A 25,757-nucleotide genomic window follows, 5' to 3' on the forward strand; every position below is an offset into this window, starting at 1 on the left:
GGGGAGCCGGCACGGTCCCGGCGGCCGGTGCCGGGGCCGCCCCGGTCAGTCCTTGTGGACGGTCCCGTCGGGGTCCAGGCCCCGGAACGACAGCAGCACGATCAGGATGCCGCCGCACACGACCGCGGAGTCCGCGAGGTTGAAGACCGCGAAGTGCGCGGGCGCGATGAAGTCCACGACGGCGCCCCGGAACACCCCCGGCGAGCGGAAGATCCGGTCGGTGAGGTTGCCCAGCGCGCCGCCCAGCAGCAGGCCGAGCGCGAGCGCCCAGGGCAGGCTGTAGAGCTTGCGGGCCAGCCGGATGATCACAAGCACCACGGTCGCCGCGATCACGGTGAAGACGACCGTGTACGCCTCGCCCATACCGAAGGCCGCGCCCGGATTGCGGATCGCCTCGAACCGAAGCAGGTCACCGATCACCTGGATCGGCGGGTGGTGCTCCAGCTTCTCCACGACGAGCATCTTGCTGCCGAGGTCCAGCAGGTAGGCGATCACCGCGACGACGAAGAGGGCGAGGATCCGGCGCTTCCCCTTCGTCGGCGCCTCCTGTTCCCCGGCCCGCCCGTCCGGCTCCTCGGCCGCGCGCTCCCGTACCTCCGGCTCCGCCGAACGGTCCGGTTCGGCCGGCCGGCCCTGCTCCGCGGGCCGGTCCGCTTCCTTCCGCCGCTCCGGCCGGCCGGCGGCCCCCGCGGCCTCACCGTCCACGTCGGGCGTACCGATAACGCGCTCCGCCTCTGCCACCTGAGTCCCTCAACCTAGGCACCTGTGAAGCACGAGGGTACGTCACACCTCCGCGCGCTCAGCCTCGACGTTCCTGTTTCTGCTTGTCCTCCACACAGAGCGTGGCGCGCGGGAACGCCTGCATCCGGGCCTTGCCGATCGGATTCCCGCAGACCTCGCAGAGGCCGTACGTACCGGCGTCGAGCCGCAGCAGCGCCCGTTCGGTCTGCTCCAGCATCTCCCGCGCGTTGGCCGCGAGCGCCATCTCGTGCTCGCGCGTGATGTTCTTCGTGCCGGTGTCCGCGTCGTCGTCGCCCGCGCCGTCCCCGGAGTCGCGCATCAGCCCGGCGAGAGCGGTCTCGGACGAGGCGATCTCGTCCGCCAGGCGGTGGAGCTCGTTCTCCAGCTCGGTCCGTGCCTCAATGACCTCCTCCGGGGTCCACGGATCCTCCTCGGGCCGGACGGCCAGTTCCTCCGGGGGCGCCGCGCCGGCCCGTGCCGTGGGCACCGCCGTCCCGGCCACCGAGGTCCGCCGGCCGGCCGCGGCGCTGTCGCCGCCCGTGGTCTTCTTGATTCCCACAGTCCTGGCTCCCGTCTCTTCCGCGGCCTGGGCCGCCCCCTCGGCCGCGGGCGCGGCCTGCTTCGCGGTTCCGCCGGTGCCCGCCGCGCGGGCCGCCGTCCTCCTGGCCGCGGACGTACGCCCGGCCGCCGTGCGGGCCGGCGCCTTCCGCACCCCGGCCTTCTTCGCCACAGCCTCCTCGACCGCCGTCCGCGTCGGCGTGTTCGTGGTGACCTTCGATCCCTTCGGGCCCGTGGCGGGCGTCGAGGTCTTCGGCGCCGCCGGGGTCTTCGGGGCTCTCGGGGCTTTCCGGCCGCCCCCGGCCGCGGTTTCCCCGGCGGGCGCCGCTTCGGCCGGTGCCGCCCTGGCCGGAGCCGTCTTCTTCGCCACCGTCTTCCCGGACCTGACCGCCGGCTTCTTCGCCGGGGCCTTCTTCGCCGGAGCTTTCTTCGCGGAGGGCTTCTTCCCGGGCGCCTTCTCCGCCGCCGCCTTCTTCGCGCCGCGGTCCGCCGCGCCGTGCGCCGGGGCACGCGCCGTGTTCGCCGCGCCGCGCTCCGTCGCCGCCTTCCGTGCCGCGGTCGTCTTCTTCGCGGCGGTCTTCTTCGCCACCATCACCGCGGCCCCTTCACATGTGGTGATCACGCTCGCGAATCGTGCTGGGACGATAAATCGACACCAGCCCCGCGGCAACGGGGCACGCCGCCGGTCCGGCCCTCCCCCACAGCGTGACAAGACGAGCCTGCCTCCGTTGTTCCCAGCTCCCCGCCGGGTAATCCGCCGCCGGACCACCGTGAACTCCGGAACGGCCGGTGTGACCATTCGGGTCATACGTTCGGCTGTACGGCACCTCCGGCGGCTGGGGTGCGTCGACGGCCACCGGGACCAACGGGAGAGCCCGGCGGGCTACGGCACGTCTTACAGACGCGGGTAGTCGGTGTAGCCGTGGTGGTCGCCGCCGTAGAAGGTGGAGGGGTCCGGTGTGTTGTAGGGGCCATGGGCGGCCAGCCGGGCGGGGAGGTCGGGGTTGGCGAGGAACAGCGCGCCGAAGGCGATCATGTCCGTGGTGCCGTCCTGGATGAGGCCGAGGGCGTCCGGGCCGGTGGGCTCGGGGTGGGTGAACGGGTTGAGGATGAACGTGGCGGGCCAGGTTTTGCGCAGGCGCGTGGTCAGTGTCGGGTCGGCGCCTTCGATCATGTGCAGATAGGCGAGGTTCAGATCGCCGAGCCGGCTGACCAGGGTGGTGTAGGTGTTCTCCACGTCTGCCGCGTCCGTCTCGGCGATGTCGTTGTAGGGGTTGCCGGGCGAGATGCGGAAGCCGGTGCGGTGGCTGCCGATCGCTTCCGCGACGGCGGCGGCCACTTCCAGGCCGAAGCGGACCCGGCCGGTGACGTCGCCGCCCCAGTCGTCGGTGCGCCGGTTGGCATTGGGTGCGAGGAACTGGTGGATCAGGTAGCCGTTGGCACCGTGGATCTCCACGCCGTCGAAGCCGGCGTCGATCGCCTTGCGTGCCGCGTCGGTGAAGTCGGTGATGGTGCGGGTGATGGCGTCGGCGTCCAGCTCTCGCGGGGTGACGAAGTCCATCGGTCCCTGGTGAGTGAAGACCTGGCCCTCGGCGGCGACGGGCGAAGGGGCGACGGGGCTCAGTCCTTCGGGAAGCAGGCTGGGGTGGCCGATGCGGCCGGTGTGCATCAGTTGCGCGAAAATCACGCCGCCGTTGAGGTGGACGGAGTCGGTGACCTTGCGCCAGGCGGCCACCTGCTCCGGCGAGTGCAGGCCCGGGGTGTCGGGGTATCCCTGACCGACTGCGGAGGGCTGGATTCCCTCGGTGACGATGAGGCCCGCACTCGCGCGCTGGCTGTAGTAGGTCGCCATCAGGTCGGTCGCGGTGGCTCCCGGTCCGTAGGCCCGACTGCGGGTCATCGGCGCCATCACGACGCGGTTGGCCAGCGACCGGCCGGCCACATCGATCGGGGTGAACGCGTTCGTCATGGGAATCTCCCTGCTTGCGGAAAAGGATGGAAGAGATGGGCCGGCTGCGGCGCCGGCCGCTCTGCGGGCAGTTCTCGCGCACCGGCCGGAACGGCGGGTTCCGCGCCCATGTGGCACCGGCGGGCCCGTGGTGCGCCGGCGTGCGTACACGTGCGTTCCTCAACCGCCGCGGCGATGCGCCACTCGTACGCGGCGGTCGAGGGGTCCTGCGGAGGGTTCTTGCCGCCCCGAGCGGAGCGAGGGCTGCCCTCGGGGCGCCCTGGCTCCGCTCGGGGCAGGAGGCGGTTGGCCCGGCGAGTGGGCCGCCTGGCAGTGCCTCATCACCTGGTGGGTGCCTGTCGGCCGAGGTCCCTGATCGAATTCTCGATGGTGTGCGCGCACGTGGTGAACATCTCGACCTGGTCAGGGGTCAGGTCGCGCACGGAAATCTGCTCCAGGGTGCGCCACATGTCGGCGATGGGCTCCCGCAGGGCGCGGCCGGCGTCGGTGAGGCTGACCACCATGACCCGCCGGTCGTGGGGAGCGGGCTCCCGGGTGAGCAGTCCGGCCTCCTGCATGCGGCGTAGTGACTTGGAGACGGTGGAGTGGTCGAGGCCGACACGCTCCAGCAGTTCGGCCTGTGTCCGGCCGTCGTGGTCGAAGAGCTGCATCAGCAGCAGCTCCTGTCCCGGGTGCAGGTTCAGGGCGCGCAGCATGGCGGCGGCGTGGGCGCGGTGGGCGCGGGCGAGCTGGAAGACGGCGTAGCTCAATCGCCCGTCGCGCGCCGCGTTCGGCAGCTCCGATGAGGTGGTGTCGGGCATTGCCGCTCCCTTACAAGAGTGGGGGTGATCGGTCAGTTGACGGTGAGGACGAGCTTGCCGCGGTTGTGGCCGGCGTCGCTGGCCTGCTGCGCCTTGGCGGCGTCCGCCAGCGGGTAGGTGGCGCTGAGCGTGGTCACCAATGTGCCGTCGGCGGCCTGCTGGGCCAGTTCGGCCAGCCGCGCGGCGGAACGGCGCTGCGGACCCTCGGCGAAGACGATGCCGAGTTCGCGGGCACGGAAGTCGGCGGTGGTGACGATCCGGTCGGTGCCGCCACGCAGGATGACGGAGTCCTCCAGTGCGCCCTTGCCCGCGGCGTCGAAGACAGCGTCCACCCCTTCGGGGGCGAGCTCGCGGACCCGCTGGACCAGGTTGTCTCCGTAGACCAGCGCGGTCGCGCCGAGCGAGGTGACGTACTCCTGGTTGGCGGCTCCGGCAGTGCCGATGACGCGGGCGCCGCGTGCGACGGCGAGCTGGACGGCGATGGTGCCGAGCGCGCCGGACGCTCCGTGGATCAGCAGCGTCTCACCCGAGGTGACGTCGAGCAGGTCCAGCACGCGTTCGGCACCGTCGCTCGCCACGGGCAGGGCGGCGGCGTGAGCCCAGTCCAGGCCGGCCGGCTTGGGCGCGAGGACGGCCGCGGACGCCAGGGCGTACTGGGCGTAGGAGCCGGTGTCGGACCAGCCCAGGACCTCGTCCCCCACCTTCAGGTGGTCGACGTCCTCGCCGACGGCGTCGACCACACCGGCGATCTCCCCGCCGGGCACGGCGGGCAGCGTGGTGGGGAAGATGGCCTCCATGACACCGGAGCGGATCTTGCCGTCCACCGGGTTGACACCGACAGCCCGTATCCGCACACGGACCTGGCCGGGGCCGGGCCGAGGAATGTCGATCTCCGCCTCGCGCAGGACCTCGGTGCCGCCGAACGCGTCGAAAACAATGGCCTTCATGGCAGTGGTCTCCTCGAGTCGCATATCGCGCCGGCCACTTTCTGTGGCCAGCCACATAAAAGTAGCACCGATTATGTGGCTAGCCAAGTAACTCCCGAGGAGACCCCTGGGGGATCCCGGAGGCAACCCCGTCCAGGGGTGAAGGATCGTTTGACGCACACCTCCCGCCGCCTCCGCCGCAAACGGGTCGGCCCCGGTCCGCCCGGCCCCGTACACTGGGCCGAGCGAGAGGCGTGGATGGGGACGAGTAGCGTCGTACGCGGCCATGAGCGACCCGGGGACGGTGCGAGCCCGGGGGCACAGCGCGAGGTGAAGCATCACCCCGGAGCCGCCGGAAGAAAGCCAGGGTGCGACCAGGACCCGGGTGAGTAGAACCGGCGTCGCGACCCCAATGAGGGGGCCACGGGCAGCGCCTGCCCGGGGCCAAGGAGGGTGGTACCGCGGGAGCGCAGCTCTCGTCCCTCCGACGGAGATGACGCAGTTCCGCCGGAGGAAGCCGCCCGATGACATCGCAGACCCCACCCCAGTACCGCCAGGTGCCCGCCCAGGTCGACCTGCCCGCGCTGGAGCACGCCGTGCTCGACTTCTGGCGCGAGAGCAAGATCTTCGACAAGAGCCTGGAGCAGTCCGAGGGCCGCCCCGAGTGGGTCTTCTACGAGGGGCCGCCGACCGCCAACGGCATGCCGGGCGCCCACCACATCGAGGCCCGCGTCTTCAAGGACGTCTTCCCCCGCTTCCGCACGATGCGCGGCTACCACGTGGCCCGCAAGGCCGGCTGGGACTGCCACGGCCTGCCCGTCGAGCTGGCGGTGGAGAAGGAACTGGGCTTCACCGGCAAGAAGGACATCGAGTCGTACGGCATCGCCGCGTTCAACGCCAAGTGCCGCGAGTCGGTGACCCGGCACACCGACGCCTTCGCCGAGCTCACGACCCGCATGGGCTACTGGACCGACCTCGACAACGCGTACCGCACGATGGACCCGGAGTACGTGGACTCCGTCTGGTGGTCGCTGAAGGAGATCTTCGGCAAGGGCCGGCTGGTCCAGGACTACCGCGTCGCGCCCTGGTGCCCGCGCGACCAGACCGGGCTGTCCGACCACGAGCTGGCGCAGGGGTACGAGACGGTCGTCGACCCGTCCGTGTTCGTCCGCTTCCCGCTCACCTCCGGCCCGCTCGCGGGCGAGGCGGCGCTGCTGGTGTGGACGACCACGCCGTGGACACTGGTGTCGAACACCGCCGTGGCCGCGCATCCCGAGGTCACCTACGTGGTCGCGACCGACGGCACGGAGAAGCTGGTCGTCGCCGAGCCGCTGGTGGCCAAGGCGCTGGGCGAGGGCTGGGAGACCACGGGCGAGACCTTCACCGGCCGCGAGATGGAGCGCTGGTCCTACCAGCGCCCCTTCACCTTCGTCGACTTCCCGGCGGAGGCCCAGTTCGTCGTCAACGCCGATTACGTGACGACCGAGGACGGTACGGGCCTGGTCCACCAGTCCCCGGCCTTCGGCGAGGACGACCTCAAGGTCTGCCGCGCCTACGGCCTGCCGGTCGTCAATCCGGTGCGCCCGGACGGCACCTTCGAGGAGGGCCTGCCGCTGGTCGGCGGGGTCTTCTTCAAGAAGGCCGACGAGGCGCTGACGGAGGACCTGCGCGATCGCGGCCTGCTCTTCCGCCACGTCCCGTACGAGCACAGCTACCCGCACTGCTGGCGCTGCCACACCGCGCTCCTCTACTACGCGCAGCCGTCCTGGTACATCCGTACGACGGCCGTCAAGGACCGGCTGCTGGAGGAGAACGAGCGGACGAACTGGTTCCCCGACTCGGTCAAGCACGGCCGCTACGGCGACTGGCTGGACAACAACGTCGACTGGGCGCTGTCCCGCAACCGTTACTGGGGCACCCCGCTGCCCATCTGGCGGTGCGAGGAAGGCCACCTGACGTGCGTGGGCTCGCGTGCCGAGCTGACCGAGCTGACCGGCACCGACCAATCGTCGCTGGACCCGCACCGCCCGTACATCGACGAGGTGACCTTCACCTGCACCGCCGAGGGCTGCTCGCTGGAGGCCGTACGGGTGCCCGAGGTCATCGACGCCTGGTACGACTCGGGCTCGATGCCGTTCGCGCAGTGGGGCTACCCGTACAAGAACAAGGAACTGTTCGAGAAGCGCTACCCGGCGCAGTTCATCTGCGAGGCGATCGACCAGACCCGGGGCTGGTTCTACACGCTGATGGCCGTCGGCACGCTGGTCTTCGACAGGTCCAGTTACGAGAACGTGGTCTGCCTCGGCCACATCCTCGCCGAGGACGGCCGGAAGATGTCCAAGCACCTGGGGAACATCCTCCAGCCGATCCCGCTGATGGACCAGCACGGCGCGGACGCGGTCCGGTGGTTCATGGCGGCCGGCGGCTCGCCGTGGGCGGCCCGCCGCGTGGGGCACGGGACGATCCAGGAAGTCGTGCGCAAGACGCTGCTGACGTACTGGAACACGGTCGCCTTCCAGGCGCTGTACGCCCGTACGTCCGGGTGGGCGCCGAGCGAGGCCGACCCGGCGCCGGCCGACCGGCCGCTGCTGGACCGCTGGCTGCTGAGCGAGCTGCACGCGCTGGTCGACCAGGCCACGCAGGCGATGGACGCGTACGACACCCAGCGCACCGGCAAGCTGCTCTCGGCGTTCGTCGACGACCTCTCCAACTGGTACGTGCGACGTTCGCGCCGCCGCTTCTGGCAGGGCGACAAGGCCGCGCTGCGGACGCTGCACGACGTGGTGGAGACCGTCACCCGGCTGATGGCGCCGCTGACGCCGTTCATCACGGAGCGGGTCTGGCAGGACATGATCGTGCCGGTCACGCCGGACGCGCCCGAGTCGGTGCACCTGGCCACCTGGCCGGAGGCCGACCTGGCGGCCGTCGACCCGGCGCTGTCGACGCGGATGGCGCTGGTGCGGCGGCTGGTGGAACTCGGCCGGGCGACCCGGGCGGAGTCCGGGGTGAAGACCCGCCAGCCGCTGTCCCGCGCCCTGATCGCGGTGACGGGCTTCGAGACGCTGTCCGACGAACTGCGCGCGCAGATCACCGAGGAGCTGAACGTCTCCGCGCTGGCGACGCTGTCCGAGGTGGGCGGTTCGCTGGTCGACACGACCGCCAAGGCGAACTTCCGCGCGCTGGGCAAGCGCTTCGGCAAGGGCGTGCAGGCGGTGGCCAAGGCGATCGCCGAGACGGACGCGGCGGCCCTGTCGGCGGCCCTGCGCGAGGGTACGGCGTCGGTGACGGTGGACGGCGAGACGGTCGCGCTCGCCCCGGACGAGGTGATCATCACGGAGACGCCCCGGGAGGGCTGGTCGGTCGCCTCCGACTCGGGCGCGACGGTCGCCCTGGATCTGGAGATCACCCCGGCCCTCCGCCTGGCGGGCCTGGCCCGCGACGCGATCCGCCTCATCCAGGAGGCCCGCAAGAACAGCGGCCTGGACGTGGCGGACCGGATCGACGTCCGCTGGTCGTCGCCGTCCGAGGAGACGGCCAAGGCGCTGACGGAGCACACGGCGCTGATCTCGGAGGAGGTCCTGGCGACGTCCTTCGCACCGGCCGACGCGGACGACACCTACGGCGAGCCGTTCGAGGACGAGGGCCTGTCCCTCACCTTCCGCCTCCGCAAGGCCTGACGCGGCGGCCCGGGGCGGGCCCACCACGGTCCGCCCCGGGACCGGTTCGACAGCGCGCCGCCACGCGAAAGCCTCGCGCCACCGACAAGGGCCGGGCCCGGGGTTCCACACCCCGGGCCCGGCCCGACACTTCGCCGCCGACGGCTACGCGAACACGTCGCGGGCCCTCGTCAGTTGTCGTCCTCGTCGATCAGGAAGCCCCGCATCGGCGACGGCGCCTGCTGCATCGGCTGCGGCGCCTGCGGCCGCACCGGTGCCATCGGCTGGGTCATCGCCGGGGACATCTGCTGCTGGCCGCCGTACGACGGACCCGAGGGACCGGAGTGGCCGCCCATGGACGGGTTGCCGCCCATGCTGTGCCCCATCGCTCCGGCGCCGGCCGGTGCCATGGACGGGGCCGGCGACGGCGGGAGCGACGCGGCGGCCGGCTGGGACCGCGGCGGTGCCAGCGAGTCGTCCGCCTGGGTCTCCAGCTGGCGCAGCTGGCTCTCCAGGTAGGACTTCAGTCGCGTGCGGTACTCGCGCTCGAAGCCCCGCAGGTCCTCGACCTTGCGCTCCAGCGTCGCCCGCGCGGACTCCAGGGAGCCCATCGCGACACGGTGCTTCTCCTGCGCGTCCCGCTCCAGCGCGTCGGCCTTGGCGCGCGCGTCACGCTCCAGGCCCTCGGCGCGGCTGCGCGCCTCACCGACGATCTTGTTGGCCTCGGACCGCGCCTCGGCGATCGCCTGGTCGGCCGTCTGCTGCGCGAGCGAGAGCACTCGCGCGGCGCTGTCGCCGCCGGGACCGCCCTGGCCGGGCTGCGGGAGCTGCGGACCGCCGTGGCCGCCCATGGGCCCGCCCATCGGGCCGCCGAGCGGGTTGCCCTGCTGCTGCATGGGACCGCCCTGACCCATCGGGCCCGGACCGCCCTGACCCATCGGGCCGCCCTGCTGCTGCATGGGACCGCCCTGACCCATGGGGCCGCCCTGCTGCATCGGACCGCCCTGGCCCATCGGACCGGGGCCGTGCTGCCCCTGCGGACCGGGACCGTGACCCTGCGGGCCGTGGCCGCCCGGTCCCGCGGGAAGCTGGGGCGCGCCACCGGGCAACTGCGGCGGACCCATCTGAGGCTGCTGCCCCTGCGGCGGTCCGGATATGGCGGCGGGCACCGGGCCCCCCTGCCGTTCCTGCGGTTCGGGCGGCTTGCGCATGCTCTGTTGCTGTTGGTTCTGCGCGGCGGCGCGCGTCGCGGCGGCCAGCTTCGCGCGCAGGTCCTCGTTCTCACGGAGCAGGCGGGTCAGTTCGGCCTCGACCTCGTCGAGAAAGGCATCGACCTCGTCCTCGTCATAGCCTTCTCGGAGGCGGACGGTCGTGAACTGCTTGTTCCGCACGTCCTCAGGGGTCAACGGCATCTCTACTTCACCTCTACGTAGTCGTCGGCAGCCGGCAGGACCGTATCGCTCACATTCCCCTCGCGATATTGCTCACGAGCGAGATCAGGAGGTACACGATGATCATCAGAATGAAGAAGGACAGGTCGAGTGCCACGCCCCCGAGACGCAGCGGCGGGATGAACCGCCGCAGAAGCTTGAGCGGTGGATCGGTGACAGTGTAGGTGGCCTCCAGAACGACCACCATCACCTTGCCGGGTTGCCATGAGCGCGCGAACTGGAAGACGTACTCCATGACCAACCGGAAAATCAGCACGATAAGGAAGCACATCAGCGCGATGTAGACCACCTGTAGTGCGATGCCCATCCCGCTGCTTCCCTCTCCCCTGGTCCACTCTGTCCGGTCTCGTGACGGGCCTTTCCCGCCGTCCGACCGGGTTGTTCCCGGTGTTGCTCTCAGCTCTGGTTGAAGAATCCGCCCTCTGCGATGCGGGCCTTGTCCTCCGCCGTGACATCGACGTTAGCAGGAGACAGCAGGAACACCTTCTGCGTCACGCGCTCAATGCTGCCATGGAGACCGAAGACAAGTCCCGCGGCAAAGTCGACAAGTCGCTTCGCGTCCGTGTCGTCCATCTCCGTCAGATTCATGATCACCGGGGTGCCTTCGCGGAAGTGTTCCCCGATCGTACGGGCCTCGTTGTAGGTCCGCGGGTGCAAGGTGGTGATGCGGTAAGGCTCCCGCTCGGACACGACCTTGGGCATGATCACCGGTGCGCTCTTCTCCAGGCTGGGACGGTCGGGTGTGATAGATGCCACGGGTGCGATTCGCGCGGGTCGTCCACTTTCCGCCGCTAGCGGAACCGGCTCGCGCTCGCGCTGCGCGGGCGGTTGGACCGCACGCACCGGCTCCTCCCGCTCCGGCTGGTGCACCGGCTGGTGGCGCCGGTGGTCCCGCTCGGGTTCGGGCTCGGGTTCGAAGTCGTCATCGGGGTCGAAGCCCCTGCCGTCGTACCCATCGTCCTCCACGAGGCCGAGGTAGACCGCCATCTTGCGCATCGCGCCGGCCATGCTCTGAGTCCTCCGCTCTGTGGTGGATCGGCATCGTCACCAAGTGCCCGCGATCCACTGGGTCTGCCCGCTTCTTGGCGGAAATGACCATATTTTCTGCTGTGGTCCGACTTGCTTCGCGACGTTACCCGAGCCCGGGTCGGACTCCGAGTACCGCCGTACCGATGCGCACATGTGTCGCCCCGGCCCGGACGGCCTCCTCGAGGTCCGCACTCATCCCCGCCGAGACCATGGTCGCAGCAGGATGGTCCACGCGCATACGGGACGAGACTTCCACCAGCCGTTCGAAAGCCGCCCGTTGCCGTCCCGCGTACGGTCCGGCCAGCGGTGCCACGGTCATCAGACCGCCGAGCCGCAGCCCCGGCGCGTCGGCCACCGCCGCCGCCAACTCCCCGACCCCGTCCGGCGCCACGCCCCCGCGCTCTCCGCGCGCGCCGGACCCGGCGTCGAACGCCACCTGGATCAGACAGCCCAGTTCGCGCCCCGTGCGTTCGGCCGCCGCGGACAGCGAGGAGATGAGCTTGATCCGGTCAACGGACTGCACGACATCCGCATAACCGGCCACGGAACGTACCTTGTTCGTTTGCAATTGCCCCACAAAGTGCCAGGTAAGTGGCAGATCCGCACAGGCGGCCGCTTTGGGCGCGGCGTCCTGGTCGCGGTTCTCCGCCACGTCCCGGACGCCCAGTTCATGGAGCAGCCGGACATCGCTCGCGGGGTAGGTCTTGGTGACGACGATGAGCGTCACGTCCTCGCGCGCCCGGCCGGCGTCGGCGCAGGCGGCGGTGATGCGCTCCTCGACCGCGGCGAGATTCGCGGCGAGTTCGGCCCTGCGGTCCGTCGTCATGTGCTATCGGTCCAGCCAGACGTAGCCGGCGAGCCGCCCGGTCGTGCGGTCGCGGCGGTACGAGTAATGATCGTCGGACTCGCGGGTGCACACGGCGGACCGCTGCCGGTCCGCCACTCCCAGCGCGTCGAGTTGTGCGTGCACCCCGGCGACGACGTCGACGGCGGGAGTGCCCCAGCTCGTCTCGGCCCGAGCCGCCGGCACGGTGGCGGCGACCTCGTCGCGCAGCGCGGCGGGGACCTCGTAGCAACGGCCGCAGACGGCCGGCCCGGTACGGGCCACGATCCGGGACGGCTCGGCGCCGAGCCCGGTCATGGCCTCGACGGCGGCGGGGACGACCCCGGCGACCAGGCCGGGCCGGCCCGCGTGGGCGGCGGCGGCGACCCCGGCGACCGGGTCGGCCAGCAGGACGGGGACGCAGTCCGCGGTGAGGACGGCGAGGGCGAGTTCGCGCCGGACGGTGACGACCGCGTCGACGGCGGGGACGTCACCGTCCGTCCACGGCTGTTCGACGACGGCCACCTCGCGGCCGTGCACCTGGTTCATCCACACGACCCGGGCCGGGTCGAGGCCCAGGGTCTTCGCCGCGAGTTCACGGTTGGCCCGTACCGCGGCGGGGTCGTCACCGACCGCACCGCCGAGGTTGAGCCGGTCATACGGAGCGGCGCTCACCCCGCCCCACCGGTCGGTGAAGGCGAAGTGCGCGCCACTCGTGGAAAACACGGTCTCGTGCGTGGTTATCACTTCAGGAAGTCCGGCACGTCCAGTTCCTCGGCCTGGCTGTCCTGGTACGGACGGGCCGGGGGCACCTGGGGAGGCGGCATCGGGGAGAACGCGGACTCGCCGACCACCGGGGCGGAGTCGACCCGCTCGGGGCCCTCCTCGCGGGGCGGTACGGTGCCCAGGCCGCCGGCCGACCGGCCGGTGTCGGACCGGGGCGGCGCGGGCTGCTCGTCACGCTTGCCGGAACCGGCGCCGAGCACGGTCTCCCGGCGGGCCGGCGGCTGTCCGCCGTCGAAGCCGGCCGCGATGACGGTGACCCGTACCTCGTCGCCGAGGGCGTCGTCGATGACGGCGCCGAAGATGATGTTGGCCTCGGGGTGGGCGGCCTCGCTGACCAGCTGGGCGGCCTCGTTGATCTCGAACAGTCCGAGGTCCGAGCCGCCGGAGATGGAGAGCAGGACACCGCGGGCGCCGTCGATGGAGGCTTCGAGGAGCGGCGAGGAGATCGCCATCTCCGCGGCGGCCACCGCGCGGTCGTCACCACGGGCCGAGCCGATGCCCATGAGGGCCGAGCCCGCCTCCGACATCACGGACTTGACGTCGGCGAAGTCGAGGTTGATCAGGCCGGGGGTGGTGATGAGGTCCGTGATGCCCTGCACACCGGACAGCAGGACCTGGTCCGCGGACTTGAACGCGTCGAGCACGCTGACCTGGCGGTCCGAGATGGACAGCAGCCGGTCGTTGGGGATGACGATGAGGGTGTCGACCTCTTCGCGGAGTTCGGCGATGCCGTCCTCCGCCTGGTTCGCGCGACGGCGGCCCTCGAAGGTGAACGGGCGGGTGACCACGCCGATCGTCAGGGCGCCCAGGGAGCGCGCGATGTTGGCGACGACGGGCGCGCCGCCGGTGCCGGTGCCACCGCCCTCGCCGGCGGTGACGAAGACCATGTCGGCCCCCTTCAGGACCTCCTCGATCTCCTCGCGGTGGTCCTCGGCCGCCTTGCGGCCGACCGCCGGGTTGGCGCCGGCGCCCAGGCCGCGGGTGAGTTCGCGGCCGACGTCGAGCTTGACGTCGGCGTCGCTCATCAACAGGGCCTGCGCGTCCGTGTTGATCGCGATGAACTCGACGCCCTTGAGGCCGACCTCGATCATCCGGTTGATGGCATTGACACCACCGCCGCCGACACCGATGACCTTGATGACTGCGAGGTAGTTCTGCGGTGCTGCCACGTCGAAGGCCTCTCGCCTCGATTTACGTGTCGCCGCTCCGCCGTGGGGCGCCGCGACGACTGATGCCGATGGGACGGTCCGAAACGCCGACCCAAACCCTAACGTTGAAGTTGAGGGTTACCAGTGTGTCCGTTTCCTGGACTCTTCCGAACAGGACACTAAGTCGACAAGCGGCGCACGTTCAACGAACACGCCGAACCTCCCGTTTTTCTTTTCACCCTATGTGATCACCCATAGCGCTGACCAACCAGGGTGCTGGCCAGCACATATACGCGTCAACTCCGCGATGCCGCCGGTGCGGTGGGGGCACTCACGTCGAAGTGCCGTGCCCGCGGAGCGGCCTTCATGAGGGCGGTGAGCGCACGGGCCTTGGCCGGCCCGTCCTCGCCGCTTCCCCACATGACCGTACGTCCACCGGTCAGTTCCAGGGAGATGGAATCGAAGGAACGGACCAGCACGACGCGGGTGTCCCGGGCCACTTTCCCGGGCAGGCCCTCCCTTACGCGCACGGCTTCCCGGGTCAGCCGGGCCGGCCCGAAACGCTGCCGGCCGGACGGCGGGCTCAGGGCCGTCCTGAGCAGCGGGACCCCGTCGGGCGCCCGGTCCACCGTGGCGAAGCGCACACCGTCGGCGTCCATTTCGATGAACTTCGCGTCTTTTTCGATCAGCAGGACCGGCTGCCGTTCGGTCACTTTCAGTCTGATTGTGTGCGGCCAGGAGCGCTCGACATCGACCGAATCAATACGGGGCAGCTTGCGCCGCAGCCGGTTCTCGATCCCGTCCGTGTCGACGGAGACGAGCGGCGAGCCCACCGGGACGGCCGCCACGGACTCGACCTCGGAGCGGGTGAGCACCTCGGTGCCGGAGGTGCTCACCCGCTCCGTACGCAGCCAGTCGGAGCCGTACAACAACCAGGTGCCGCCCGCGAACAGGGCGAGGGAACCGGCCAGTACGATCATCACCCGCCGGCCGGGGAGCCGGAACCGGCGCTCGCGCGGTTCCTCGGAGCCGCCGGACTCGCCCTTCGGTCGCGCACCGCGCTCGGCGGTCGTCGGTCCGGCCACGCTCCCCTGCCTCCCTACGCCTGACGGCGTGCTGCGATCGCCTCGTACACCATGCCGACAAGCAGTTCATCGGCGTCCCGGCGGCCGAACTCGGCGGCCGCGCGCGACATCTCGTACAGCTTGTGCGGATCGGCGAGCACCGGGAGCACGTTGCCCTGCACCCACTCGTGTGTGAGCTCGGCGTCGTCGACCAGCAGTCCGCCGCCGGCCTTCACCACCGGCTGGGCGTTGAGCCGCTGTTCGCCGTTGCCGATGGGCAACGGGACGTAGGCGGCGGGCAGCCCGACGGCGGAGAGTTCGGCGACGGTCATCGCGCCCGCGCGGCAGAGCATCATGTCGGCGGCGGCGTACGCGAGGTCCATCCGATCCACGTACGGTACCGGGATATAAGGCGGCATACCGGGCATGTTGTCCACGCGCGGCAATTCGTTCTTCGGGCCGACCACGTGGAGGATCTGGATCCCGGAGCGCTGGAGCACCGGAGCGACCTGCTGCACCACCTCGTTGAGCCGGCGCGCGCCCTGCGAGCCGCCGGAGACCAGCAGTGTGGGCAGGTTCTGGTCGAGGCCGAACGCGGCGCGCGCCTCGGGGCGCACGCGGGCCCGGTCGAGGGTGGCGATCGTGCGGCGCAGGGGAATGCCGATGTAGCGGGCGCCGCGCAGCTTGCTGTCCGGGGTGGAGACGGCCACGCCGTTCGCGTACCGCGAACCGATCTTGTTGGCGAGACCGGGCCTGGCGTTGGCCTCGTGGACGATGATCGGCACGCCGAGCCGCTTGGCCGCCAGATAGCCGGGCAGCGCGACATAGCCGCCGAAGCCCACGACACAGTCGGCCTTGGTGCGCTCCAGGATCTGCTCGGCGGCCTTGATGGTGCCGCGCAGCCGCCCGGGGACGGTGATGAGTTCGGGGGTCGGTTTGCGCGGTAGCGGTACGGCGGGGATCAGCCCGAGCTCGTACCCCCGCTCCGGTACGAGCCTGGTCTCCAGTCCGCGCTCCGTGCCCAGGGCCGTGATCCCCACGGTCGGATCCTGCCTCCGCAGGGCGTCCGCGAGGGCGAGCGCGGGCTCGATGTGGCCGGCGGTCCCCCCGCCGGCGAGTACGACATGCACCGAAATTCACCGCTCTCCGGACGGACGCTTCTTGACGCGCCGTCTCATCGTCTTCCATCTCACCCCGGCCCGCTTCCTGCCGAAGACAGGCTGGCGCATGGCCAGGGCCGCTTTCGCGGCGGGATCCTCTCGCGCGAACGCGATCAGCAGCCCGATAGCGAACATGGTCGGCAGCAGGGCCGATCCTCCGTAGGAGAACAGCGGGAGCGGGACTCCGGCGATCGGCAGCAGACCGAGCACCGCACCGATGTTGACCACGGCCTGGGCCGTGATCCAGGTGGTCACGCCACCCGCGGCGTACCTCACGAAGGGATCCTCCGTGCGTCCGGCCACGCGGATACCCGCATAGCCTAGAGCCGCGAACAACGCGAGCACCGACAGCGTCCCCGCCAGTCCCAGTTCCTCCCCGGTGATGGCGAAAATGAAGTCGGTGTGCGGTTCGGGCAGTTGCCCCCACTTTTCCACACTCGCGCCGAGGCCGGATCCGAACCATCCGCCCGACGCCAGGGCGTAGATTCCGTGTACGGCCTGCCAGCACTCGCCCTCGGGGCCCAGGTCCTTGGCGAAGACACAGTTGAACCGGGACAGCCGGTTCTCGTTGGACTTGATCAGCGCGAAGCCGAGCAGCGCCACGACGACCAGCACCCCACCGAACAGCCGGGTGGGCGCGCCGGCCAGCCACAACAAGCCGAAGAGGATGGCCGTGAGGATGATCGCCGTCCCCATGTCCCCGCCGAGCATGATCAGTCCGAGCAGCATGAACGCGCCGGGTACGAGCGGGACGAGCAGGTGCTTCCACTGGGTCAGCAGCTTTTTGTCCTGTTTTCTGGCAAGCAGATCAGCACCCCAGAGGATCAACGCCAGTTTGCCGAACTCGCTGGGCTGGAGCTGGAACGGGCCGCCCAGGTAGATCCAGTTCTGGTTGCCGTTGACCGAACGCCCTATCCCGGGGATCTGCACGAGCGCCATCAGGAAGACGGAACCGACCAGGAGCGGATAGGCCAGCGCGCGGTGGAGTTTGACCGGCATGCGGGAGGCCGCCAGCAGCAGGAGGGCGCCCAGGAGCACGGCCACGAACTGCTTGCGGAAGAAGTACGTGGACGGCAGTGACAGCTGGAGCGCGTAGATCATCGACGCGGAGTAGACCATCACCAGGCCGAGCACGGTGATCAGCAGCGCGCTGCCGAGGATCAGGTAGTACGCGGTCAGCGGCCGGTCCCAGGTGCGGCGCGCCCGCTCGTACAGTCCGCGGGGCCCGTTCCGGCGCCTCGGCTTCGGGGGGCGGGCGGCGCCGCCCGGGCGGCGTGGGGCGGACTGACGGCCGGCGGGTGACGGGCCCCGGCCGCCGGGGGCGGCCGGTCCGCGGGCCGGGCCGGACGCGCTGCCGCGCTCCGTGCCCCGCCCGGACTCCGCCCGGCGTCCGGCGGGGCGGCCGCCGTCCGGGCCCGCGGCCGGGCCCCGTGCGGCGCTGTCGGCGCCCGGCGGGCCGGCCAGGACGGGTGTGCCCGCGAGCGCGCTGGCGAGGCCCCAGGTGCGGACCACGGGCCGTGGCTCGGGGCGGCGGGGTTCGCGGGGGCGCGGGTCGCGGGGACGGGCGCCGGGGTCGGCGCGCCGTGGCTCCGCGGGATGCGGGCGGTCCGCGCGGTGCGGTCCGCCGTCGCGCGGCCCGCGCTCGTGCGGGTCCTGCTGCCGCGGGGCCGGATGGTGCGGCTCCCGGTGCCACGGGCTCGCGTCGTGCGGGTCCCGGTGCCCCGGATCCCGGTCAGCGGTGTCGTCGGCCGGCATCGTCGCTGTCCCCTCCAGTCGGGCCTGTCGCGGCGGCTGCCGGGTGTCCGGCGCCCTCCGGAGGTACGGCCCGTGCCGCGGCCCCGGACGGCTCAGCACGGCACGGGGCCGGTCAGGCGTGCTCGGCGGCGAGTGCGCTCACCGCGTCCGCGAACGCCTCGCCTCGCTTGTTGTAGTTGGCGAACATGTCCATCGAGGCGCAGGCCGGGGCCATCAGGACCGTGTCCCCCGGCTGTGCGAGCCGTGCCGCTTCGCGGACCGCCGCCGACATCGCCCCAGTGTCGGTCCGTTCCAGGTCCACGACCGGGACCTCCGGGGCGTGTCGCGCGAGGGCTTCCCGGATCAGGCCTCGGTCGGCGCCGATCAGGACCACACCGCGCAGCCGCTTCGCGGAGGCCGCGACGAGTTCGTCGAAGGCCGCTCCCTTGGCGAGGCCGCCCGCGATCCACACGACCGGGTCGTAGGCGGCCAGGGACGCCTCCGCGGCATGGGTGTTGGTGGCCTTGGAGTCGTCGACGTAGGCGACCCCCGCGACGTCCGCGACGTGTTCGATGCGGTGCGGGTCGGGCCGGAAGGCACGCAGTCCGTTTCGTACGGCCTCGGGCTCGACGCCGAAGGCGCGCGCGAGGGCCGCCGCCGCGAGCGCGTTGGCGATGTTGTGCGGGGCCGGCGGCTCGACGTCGGAGACCTCGGCGAGTTCCTTGGCCTGTGCCCGGCGGTTCTCGATGAAGGCGCGGTCCACCAGGAGGCCGTCCACGACGCCGAGTTGGGACGGCGCCGGCGGGCCGAGGGTGAAGCCGATCGCGCGGCAGCCCTCCACCACGTCGGCCTCGCGCACCAGGTCCTCGGTGACGGGGTCGGCCGCGTTGTAGACGCAGGCGACGCTGTTGCCCTCGTAGACGCGGCCCTTGTCGGCCGCGTACGCCTCCATCGAGCCGTGCCAGTCCAGGTGGTCCGGCGCGAGGTTGAGCACCACGGCGGAGTGGGCGCGCACGCTCGGCGCCCAGTGCAACTGGTAGCTGGACAGCTCGACGGCGAGGACGTCGTACGTCTCGTCACCGGTGACCGCGTCCAGCAGCGAGACGCCGATGTTGCCGACGGCGGCCGTCCGCAGCCCGGCCGCTTCGAGGATCGAGGCGAGCATCCGGACGGTCGTGGTCTTGCCGTTGGTGCCCGTGACGGCGAGCCAGGGCGCGGCCCCCGGCCCGCGCAGCCGCCAGGCCAGCTCCACGTCGCCCCAGATCTCCGCCCCGGCCGCCGCGGCGGCCGTGAACAGCGGTTTGTCCGGCCGCCAGCCGGGGGCGGTGACGACCAGCTCGGTGCCCTCGGGCAGGGTCGCCCCGTCCCCGAGGCGCACGGTGACACCGAGCGCCGCCAGGTCGGCGGCCTGGGCGCGGGCCCGTTCGTCGTCCCCGTCGTTGACGACGGTGACCACCGCGCCGAGACCGTGCAGCACCCGGGCCGCCGGGATCCCGGAGACCCCGAGACCCGCGACGGTGACCCGCTTGCCCTGCCAGTTCACTTCTCTGCCGCCCAGCCCGCGTAGAAGAGCCCCAGTCCCACGATGACGCACATGCCCTGGATGATCCAGAAGCGGACCACCACAAGGACCTCGGACCACCCCTTGAGTTCGAAGTGGTGCTGGAGGGGAGCCATCCGGAAGACCCGCTTCCCGGTCAGCCGGAACGAACCGACCTGGATCACCACGGACATGGTGATCATCACGAAGAGTCCGCCGAGGATGGCGATCAGGAATTCCGTCCGGGAGCAGATCGCCAGGCCGGCGAGCGCGCCGCCGAGCGCGAGCGAACCGGTGTCCCCCATGAAGATCTTGGCGGGCGAGGTGTTCCACCACAGGAAGCCGAAGCAGGAGCCCATCAGGGCCGAGGCGACGACCGCGAGGTCGAGCGGGTCCCGTACCTCGAAACAGGCGTTGGGATTGGTGAGGGTCATCGCGTTGACGCAGGACTCCTGGAACTGCCACAGCCCGATGAAGGTGTACGCCCCGAAGACCATCACCGAGGCGCCGGTCGCGAGGCCGTCGAGCCCGTCCGTGAGGTTCACGCCGTTGGACATCGCGAGGATCATGAACAGCGCCCAGACCACGAACAGCACCGGGCCGATCGACCAGCCGAAGTCGGTGACGAACGACAGCTTGGTCGAGGCGGGCGTGAGCCCCTGGGAGTTGGAGAACTGGAGCGAGAGCACCGCGAACGCGATGCCGACGATCAGCTGTCCCGCCATCTTCGCGCCGGCCCGCAGACCCAGCGAACGGCGCTTCACGATCTTGATGTAGTCGTCCAGGTAGCCGACGAGGCCCATGCCCGCCATCAGGAAGAGCACCAGCACACCCGAGATGCTCGGGTCCTCTCCGGTGATCACCTTCGCCAGGGCGTACGCGACGAGCGTGGCCGCGATGAAGGCGATGCCGCCCATGGTGGGCGTGCCCTTCTTGCTGCCGTGGGTGCGCGGGCCGTCGTCCCGGATGAATTGCCCGTACCCCTTGCGGGCCAGGAGCTTGATCAGCAGCGGCGTACCGATCAGGGTCAGGAAGAGCCCGATGGCTCCCGCGAAGAGGATCTGCCTCATCGGCCGGCGACCTCGCCCTCGGTGGCGTTCTCCAGCAGGGCCTGGGCGACCCGCTCAAGCCCGGCCGACCTCGAAGCCTTCACCAGCACGACGTCTCCCGGACGCAGTTCCCCGCGCAACAGGTCGACCGCCGCCTCAGCGTCGGACACGTGCACCGACTCCTCACCCCACGAACCCTCGTTGTAAGCGCCCAGTCGCAGCCAGGACGCTTCCCTGCCCCCGACTGCCACGAGCTTGCTGACGTTGAGCCGGACGGCGAGCCGTCCGACCGCGTCGTGCTCGGCGAGCGAGTCGTCCCCCAGTTCGGCCATGGGGCCGAGCACCGCCCACGTACGGCCCCCCCGGGCCTGTGAGGCACCGCCCATGGCGGCCAGCGCGCGGAGCGCCGCCCTCATGGATTCGGGGTTCGCGTTGTAGGCGTCGTTGACGATCGTCACGCCGTCCGAGCGCTCCGTGACCTCCATACGCCAGCGGGAGAGGGTGCCCGCTTCGGAGAGCGCGACGGCGATCTCGTCGACGGACATGCCCAACTCATGGGCGACGGCGGCCGCGGCAAGCGCGTTCGACACGTGGTGCTCACCGTACAGCCGCAGCGTCACGTCGCTGCACCCGGAGGGTGTTCGAAGCCTGAACGCGGGCTGTCCGGTGGCGGTGAGGCGCACGTTCTCTGCCCGTACGTCTGCTTCGCCCGACTCTCCGAACAGGAGGACGCGGGCGCTCGTCCGTGATGTCATGGCCCGGACGAGCGGGTCGTCGGCGTTGAGGACCGCCACTCCGCCGTCGGCCGCCGCGGGGAGGGATTCCACCATTTCGCCCTTGGCCTGGGCGATCTGCTCCCGGCCGCCGAATTCGCCGATGTGGGCCGTGCCGACGTTCAGGACGAGCCCGATCCTGGGCGGGACGAGTCCGGTGAGGTAGCGGATGTCGCCGATGTAGCGCGCGCCCATCTCGAGCACGAGGTAGCGGGTGTCCTCCTCGGCCCGCAGCGCGGTGATCGGCAGGCCGATCTCGTTGTTGAGGTTGCCTTCCGGCCACACGGTGGGCCCGCGGCGCTGGAGCAGCTGCGCGATCAGGTCCTTGGTGCTGGTCTTTCCGGCCGATCCGGTCAGCGCGACCGCGGTGGCGCCGAGGCGTTCCACGACGGTGCGGGCGAGCGCGCCGAGGGCCTGGACGACATCGTCGACGACGATGGCGGGGGCGCCGACGGGCCGGGTGGCCAGCACGGCCACCGCGCCCGACGCGACGGCCGCCGCCGCGTAGTCGTGGCCGTCGACGCGGTCACCGGCGAAGGCGGCGAAGAGGCTGCCGGGCCGTACCGCGCGGGAGTCGTACACCACGGGTCCGGTGACGCGGACGGCCGGATCCGGTATGTCGTGCGGCTGCCCGCCGACGATGGCGACGATCTCGGCGAGGGAGAGGGCGATCACTGGGTCATCCCTGACTGTTGTTCTCGGGGCCGGGCTCGTGGTGCGGCCCGGGGCGGTGACCCGGGCGGAGGCCGGGGCGGGGCTCCGCCGGGTGCTCGGGACGGTGCTCGGTGCGGTAGTCGGAACGGTGCTCGACGCGGTGTTCTGTGCGGTGCTCGGGCGCGTGCTCGCGGCGCAGGGAGCGCTCGATGGCCGTGCGCAGGACCTCGCGGTCGTCGAAGGCGCGGACGACCCCGGCGACGTCCTGGCCCTGCTCGTGGCCCTTGCCCGCGATCAGGACGGTGTCGTCGGCCTCGGCGAGGCCCACCACGGCGGCGATGGCGGAGGCCCGGTCGGCGTCCACGAGGACGTCGCCCCGCTCGTGCACGGGCACCTCGGCGGCGCCCGCCAGCATCGCGGCGAGGATCGCGAGCGGATCCTCCGAGCGCGGGTTGTCGGAGGTCAGTACGGCGGTGTCGGCGAGCCGGGCCGCGGCGGCGCCCATCGGGCCGCGCTTGCTGACGTCCCGGTCGCCGCCGCAGCCGAGCACGAGGTGGATCCGGCCCTTGGTGACCTTGCGCAGGGAGCGCAGGACCGATTCGACGGCGTCCGTCTTGTGGGCGTAGTCGACCACGGCGAGATACGGCTGTCCCGCCTCGACGCGCTCCAGGCGGCCCGGCACCCCGGGCACGGCGGCGATGCCGTCGGCCGCGGTCTGCGGGTCGATCCCGGCGACGGCGAGGGTGGCGATCGCGGCCAGGGTGTTGGCGACGTTGAACGGGCCGGGCAGCGGCGCCTCGGCGGTGACGCGCTCGCCGTCCGGGCCGACTGCCGTGAACGTGGAGCCGTGCGAGCCGACCCGGACGTCCTCGGCGCGCCAGTCGGCGTCCGGGTGGCCCTCGGCGGAGAACGTGGTGAGCGGGACGGTCGCCTCGGTCAGCAGCCGGCGGCCGTACTCGTCGTCGAGGTTCACCACCCCGGCGCGGCTGCGCCCGGGGGTGAAGAGCCCGGCCTTGGCCTGGAAGTAGTCCTCCATGCCGGAGTGGAACTCCATGTGCTCGGGGCTGAGGTTGTTGAAGACGGCGACGTCGAACACACAGCCGTCGACCCGGCCGAGGACCAGGGCGTGGCTGGAGACCTCCATGGCGACCGACTCCACGCCGCGTTCGCGCATGACCGCGAAGAGCGCCTGGAGGTCGGTGGCCTCGGGGGTGGTGCGCTCGGACTTGATGCGTTCGTCGTCGATCCGCATCTCGACGGTGCCGATGAGCCCCGTCCGGTGGCCGGCGCCGCGCAGCCCGCCCTCCACGAGGTAGGCCGTGGTGGTCTTGCCCGAGGTACCGGTGATCCCGATCTGGAGCAGGTCCGCGCCGGGCCGCCCGTAGATCTCGGCGGCCAGTTCCCCCATGGCGCCACGCGGGTCGGGCACGACCAGGACGGGCAGCCCGGTGGCCGCCGCGCGGTCGGCGCCGGCCGGGTCGGTGAGGACGGCGACGGCTCCCAGGTCCGCCGCCTGGGCGGCGAAGTCGGCGCCGTGCAGCCGGGCACCGGGCAGCGCGGCGTACACGTCGCCAGGTCGCACCGCCCGCGAGTCGTGCGTGATGCCGGTCGCCTCCCCCGGGCCGGTCACCTGCCCGTGGGCCGGGGTCTCGGCGCCCAGCCGGGCGGCCAGCTCCGTGAGCGGCGTGGGGTGGACCCGCTCCGGGCGGGGCGTCCCCGGCCGGTTCGCGGCGGCGTCCTGGGGGGTGGTTCGGTCTTGATCAGCGTGTGGCACGGCGGTGAGCGTACCGGGCCGTACGGGCAGCGAGCCACGTGAGGGGGGCTCGTGCGCGGCGGGATCGTGGTGGTTCCCGGAATCGGGGGTGATGGTTGTCACTGGGTGGTTCCCTGGGGGTCACTCGCCGGGTTTGAAGGTGACCGGCAGCCGGGCGGGTTTGCTGCCGGTCGGTTCGACCCGCAGCGTCTTGAGAGCGAACTCCATGACCTTCTTGTAGGTGGGACCGCAGATCTGGCCGCCGAAGTGGCTGCCCTTGGTGGGCTTCTGGATGGCGCAGTAGACGGTGATCCGCGGGTCGTCGGCGGGGGCGAAGCCGGCGAACGAGGCGGTGTAACCCCGGTAGACGCCCAGTTCCGGATCGACCCGGTTGGCGGTGCCGGTCTTGCCCGCGACGCGGTAGCCGGGGATGCGGGCCTTGGTGCCCGTGCCCTCCTCGTCGCCGACGACCGACTCCAGCATCGTGGACACGGTCTTCGCGGTCTTCTCGCTGACCACCCTGGTCCGCTCGGGGGCGGGCGCCGCGGTGAAGCGCCCGTCGGGTCCCGTCGTGCCGCGCACCAGCGTGGGTTCGACCCGTACGCCGCCGTTGGCGATCGTCGAGAAGACCGAGGTGGCCTGGACGGCGTTGAGCGAGAGGCCCTGGCCGAAGGGGATCGTGTACTGCTGCGAGGTGGACCAGTCCGCGGGCTTCGCGAGCAGGCCGCGGGTCTCCCCGGGGTAGCCCAGGCCGGTGGGGCGGCCGATGCCGAACCTGGTCAGGTACGAGTGCAGGACCTTGTTGGCCTCTGCCTGGGTCCTGCCGAGTTCGCCGGTGGCCATGATGGTTCCGATGTTGCTGGACTTGGCGAGGACCCCGTTGAGCGTCAGGTACCAGGTGGGGTGGTCGACGTCGTCCTTGAAGAGGCGGTCGCCGCGGTGCAGCCGGTTGGGGACGACGACATGGGTGCCGGGGGTGGCGGCCCCCTCCTCCAGCACGGCGGCCATGGACATGACCTTGCTGGTGGAGCCGGGCTCGTAGGCGTCCTGGAGGGCCGCGTTGCCCATGGCGGCCGCGTCGGCCTCGGAGAGGTCGTTGGGGTCGAATCCGGGGGCGTTGGCCATGGCCAGGATCTCGCCGGTCCTGCTGTTCTGGACCACGACGTAGCCGCGTTCGGCCTTGGACTCCTTCACCTGGTCGGCGATGGCCTTCTGCGCGGCCCACTGGATGTCCCGGTCGATGGTCAGCTCGATGTCCGAGCCGGGTACGGCCGGTTTCTCCCGCGAGCCGGCGGTGGGCACGCGACGGCCGCCGGACTGGGCGTAGCTGATCTGGCCGTCCTGGCCGGCCAGCTCCGTGTCGAGCATGGACTCGACGCCGCCGGCGCCCCGGCCGGCCGCGTTCACGTACCCCAGTATCCCGGCGGCGAGGTCGCCGTTGGGGTACACGCGCTTGCTGCTGGCGTCCTGGAAGACGCCGGAGAGCACGCTCACGCCGGAGCCGCCGTCCGCCTTGGCCTTGCTCGCCTTCCGGGCGAGCACGTTCTTCAGGTCCTTGATCTGGTTCCAGACCTGGGGCGTCTGGCGGCGCGCCAGGACGGTGTAGCGGGACTTGGGGGTCTTGAGCTTCGCCACGAGACCGGCGCGGTCCACGCCCAGTATCGGGGCGAGCAGTTCGGCCGCCTGCTCGGGGGCGTCGGGGACCTTGGTGAAGTCGCGGGTGAACATGAACGGGTCGGCGGTGATGTCGTACGCGTCGACGCTGGTGGCGAGCGCGATACCGGCCCGGTCGGTGATCTCGCCGCGCTCGGCGGGGACGGTCTGGGTGTAGTAGCGGCTGCGCTCCGCCTTGGCGGCGAACTCGCTCGCGTCGACGGCCTGCACCTGGAGCAGCCGGACGACGAACGCCAGCATGACGAGGGTCAGGCCGAGGCCGATCAGCCGCAGCCGGGGGCGGGGGCTGCCGAGCCGGATCCGGCGGGGGCCGCGCGCGCCCGGGCGCGGACGGCGGGGCGCCTGCGCCGGGCGTACGGTGGCGGGCCGGGGGCGGCCGCCGTTCCCGGGCCGCGCGCCGCCGGAGCGTTCGGGTCCGGAGCGGGCGGGTCCGGGCACGCGGCGGCGCGGTGGTTCCTTGGGAGGCACT

At 71.5% G+C, this 25,757-nt stretch carries 19 protein-coding genes and 1 pseudogene; 1 reads left to right on the forward strand and 19 read right to left on the reverse strand.

Translation table 11 applies throughout. The features are described 5' to 3' along the window. Window positions 1-45: 45 nt before the first annotated feature. The 5 genes from lspA to ACU6P3_RS07870 all read right to left on the reverse strand — a co-directional run bounded on the left by lspA (window position 46) and on the right by ACU6P3_RS07870 (window position 5,015). The gene (gene lspA, locus ACU6P3_RS07850; RefSeq protein ID WP_447196493.1) at window positions 46-741 is read right to left on the reverse strand and encodes a signal peptidase II; all 696 of its coding nucleotides are present in this window, start codon (window positions 739-741) and stop codon (window positions 46-48) included. 58 nt (window positions 742-799) lie between these two features. Beyond that, window positions 800-1,921 (reverse strand): TraR/DksA family transcriptional regulator, encoded by a 1,122-nt coding sequence (locus ACU6P3_RS07855; protein WP_447196494.1) that lies wholly within the window; start codon window positions 1,919-1,921, stop codon window positions 800-802. Between the two features lie 273 nt (window positions 1,922-2,194). Continuing rightward, window positions 2,195-3,268, reverse strand: coding sequence for an alkene reductase (locus ACU6P3_RS07860; RefSeq protein ID WP_447196495.1), 1,074 nt, complete (start codon window positions 3,266-3,268; stop codon window positions 2,195-2,197). A 320-nt stretch (window positions 3,269-3,588) separates the two neighbouring features. Further along, entirely contained in the window at window positions 3,589-4,068 is a 480-nt protein-coding gene (locus tag ACU6P3_RS07865; RefSeq protein ID WP_447196496.1) for a MarR family winged helix-turn-helix transcriptional regulator, read from the reverse strand. Between the two features lie 32 nt (window positions 4,069-4,100). Continuing rightward, window positions 4,101-5,015 carry an NADP-dependent oxidoreductase gene (locus ACU6P3_RS07870; protein ID WP_447196497.1) on the reverse strand — a complete coding sequence of 305 codons (915 nt, stop codon included), beginning with the start codon at window positions 5,013-5,015 and terminating at the stop codon, window positions 4,101-4,103. Window positions 5,016-5,518: 503 nt separating this feature from the next. Between ACU6P3_RS07870 and ileS the strand changes: the two genes are divergently transcribed. Next, window positions 5,519-8,671, forward strand: a complete 3,153-nt coding sequence (gene ileS / locus ACU6P3_RS07875; RefSeq protein WP_447196498.1) for an isoleucine--tRNA ligase — start codon at window positions 5,519-5,521, stop codon at window positions 8,669-8,671. Window positions 8,672-8,841: 170 nt separating this feature from the next. On the opposite strand, the gene ACU6P3_RS07880 is transcribed toward ileS, so the two are convergent. From ACU6P3_RS07880 to ACU6P3_RS07945, 14 genes and pseudogenes are all read right to left on the reverse strand, one after another. After that, window positions 8,842-10,062, reverse strand: coding sequence for a DivIVA domain-containing protein (locus tag ACU6P3_RS07880; RefSeq protein WP_447196499.1), 1,221 nt, complete (start codon window positions 10,060-10,062; stop codon window positions 8,842-8,844). Window positions 10,063-10,111: 49 nt separating this feature from the next. Continuing rightward, on the reverse strand, window positions 10,112-10,408 hold the full coding sequence (locus ACU6P3_RS07885) for a YggT family protein (protein ID WP_030745779.1): 297 nt from the start codon (window positions 10,406-10,408) through the stop codon (window positions 10,112-10,114). 89 nt (window positions 10,409-10,497) lie between these two features. After that, window positions 10,498-11,109, reverse strand: coding sequence for a cell division protein SepF (locus ACU6P3_RS07890; RefSeq protein ID WP_030745782.1), 612 nt, complete (start codon window positions 11,107-11,109; stop codon window positions 10,498-10,500). Between the two features lie 124 nt (window positions 11,110-11,233). After that, window positions 11,234-11,956 carry a YggS family pyridoxal phosphate-dependent enzyme gene (locus ACU6P3_RS07895; protein ID WP_447196500.1) on the reverse strand — a complete coding sequence of 241 codons (723 nt, stop codon included), beginning with the start codon at window positions 11,954-11,956 and terminating at the stop codon, window positions 11,234-11,236. Window positions 11,957-11,959: 3 nt separating this feature from the next. After that, a complete protein-coding gene (gene pgeF / locus ACU6P3_RS07900; RefSeq protein WP_447196501.1) occupies window positions 11,960-12,679 on the reverse strand; it encodes a peptidoglycan editing factor PgeF in 720 nt (239 codons plus the stop codon). A 17-nt stretch (window positions 12,680-12,696) separates the two neighbouring features. After that, window positions 12,697-13,908: a cell division protein FtsZ gene (gene ftsZ, locus ACU6P3_RS07905; RefSeq protein WP_447196502.1), complete on the reverse strand. Its 1,212-nt coding sequence runs from the start codon at window positions 13,906-13,908 to the stop codon at window positions 12,697-12,699. Between the two features lie 275 nt (window positions 13,909-14,183). Continuing rightward, window positions 14,184-14,972, reverse strand: a complete 789-nt coding sequence (locus ACU6P3_RS07910; RefSeq protein ID WP_447196503.1) for a cell division protein FtsQ/DivIB — start codon at window positions 14,970-14,972, stop codon at window positions 14,184-14,186. 14 nt (window positions 14,973-14,986) lie between these two features. Next, on the reverse strand, window positions 14,987-16,081 hold the full coding sequence (gene murG, locus ACU6P3_RS07915; RefSeq protein ID WP_447196504.1) for an undecaprenyldiphospho-muramoylpentapeptide beta-N-acetylglucosaminyltransferase: 1,095 nt from the start codon (window positions 16,079-16,081) through the stop codon (window positions 14,987-14,989). A gap of 6 nt (window positions 16,082-16,087) precedes the next feature. Next, window positions 16,088-17,575 carry a putative lipid II flippase FtsW gene (gene ftsW / locus ACU6P3_RS07920; RefSeq protein WP_447197803.1) on the reverse strand — a complete coding sequence of 496 codons (1,488 nt, stop codon included), beginning with the start codon at window positions 17,573-17,575 and terminating at the stop codon, window positions 16,088-16,090. 403 nt (window positions 17,576-17,978) lie between these two features. After that, window positions 17,979-19,388, reverse strand: coding sequence for a UDP-N-acetylmuramoyl-L-alanine--D-glutamate ligase (murD, locus tag ACU6P3_RS07925; RefSeq protein WP_447196505.1), 1,410 nt, complete (start codon window positions 19,386-19,388; stop codon window positions 17,979-17,981). Next, window positions 19,385-20,455: a phospho-N-acetylmuramoyl-pentapeptide-transferase gene (gene mraY, locus ACU6P3_RS07930; protein ID WP_030745806.1), complete on the reverse strand. Its 1,071-nt coding sequence runs from the start codon at window positions 20,453-20,455 to the stop codon at window positions 19,385-19,387. The genes murD and mraY overlap by 4 nt, the downstream gene beginning before the upstream one ends. After that, a complete protein-coding gene (locus tag ACU6P3_RS07935; RefSeq protein ID WP_344285565.1) occupies window positions 20,452-21,882 on the reverse strand; it encodes a UDP-N-acetylmuramoyl-tripeptide--D-alanyl-D-alanine ligase in 1,431 nt (476 codons plus the stop codon). The genes mraY and ACU6P3_RS07935 overlap by 4 nt, the downstream gene beginning before the upstream one ends. 154 nt (window positions 21,883-22,036) lie before the next feature. Further along, window positions 22,037-23,737, reverse strand: a pseudogene (locus tag ACU6P3_RS07940) (UDP-N-acetylmuramoyl-L-alanyl-D-glutamate--2,6-diaminopimelate ligase); the annotation flags it as partial. An 18-nt stretch (window positions 23,738-23,755) separates the two neighbouring features. Next, window positions 23,756-25,756 (reverse strand): peptidoglycan D,D-transpeptidase FtsI family protein, encoded by a 2,001-nt coding sequence (locus ACU6P3_RS07945; RefSeq protein WP_447196506.1) that lies wholly within the window; start codon window positions 25,754-25,756, stop codon window positions 23,756-23,758. Between the last annotated feature and the right edge of the window lies 1 nt (window position 25,757).

The sequence above is a fragment of the Streptomyces hebeiensis genome (assembly GCF_052983195.1).

Coding starts and splice junctions, on each gene's coding strand:
- ACU6P3_RS07870 (WP_447196497.1), bottom strand. CDS start 5,015: ATGAAGGCCATTGTTTTCGACGCGTTCGGCGGCACCGAGGTCCTGCGC.
- ACU6P3_RS07860 (WP_447196495.1), bottom strand. CDS start 3,268: ATGACGAACGCGTTCACCCCGATCGATGTGGCCGGCCGGTCGCTGGCC.
- ACU6P3_RS07865 (WP_447196496.1), bottom strand. CDS start 4,068: ATGCCCGACACCACCTCATCGGAGCTGCCGAACGCGGCGCGCGACGGG.
- ACU6P3_RS07890 (WP_030745782.1), bottom strand. CDS start 11,109: ATGGCCGGCGCGATGCGCAAGATGGCGGTCTACCTCGGCCTCGTGGAG.
- ACU6P3_RS07895 (WP_447196500.1), bottom strand. CDS start 11,956: ATGACGACGGACCGCAGGGCCGAACTCGCCGCGAATCTCGCCGCGGTC.
- ACU6P3_RS07885 (WP_030745779.1), bottom strand. CDS start 10,408: ATGGGCATCGCACTACAGGTGGTCTACATCGCGCTGATGTGCTTCCTT.
- mraY (WP_030745806.1), bottom strand. CDS start 20,455: ATGAGGCAGATCCTCTTCGCGGGAGCCATCGGGCTCTTCCTGACCCTG.
- ACU6P3_RS07880 (WP_447196499.1), bottom strand. CDS start 10,062: ATGCCGTTGACCCCTGAGGACGTGCGGAACAAGCAGTTCACGACCGTC.
- ileS (WP_447196498.1), top strand. CDS start 5,519: ATGACATCGCAGACCCCACCCCAGTACCGCCAGGTGCCCGCCCAGGTC.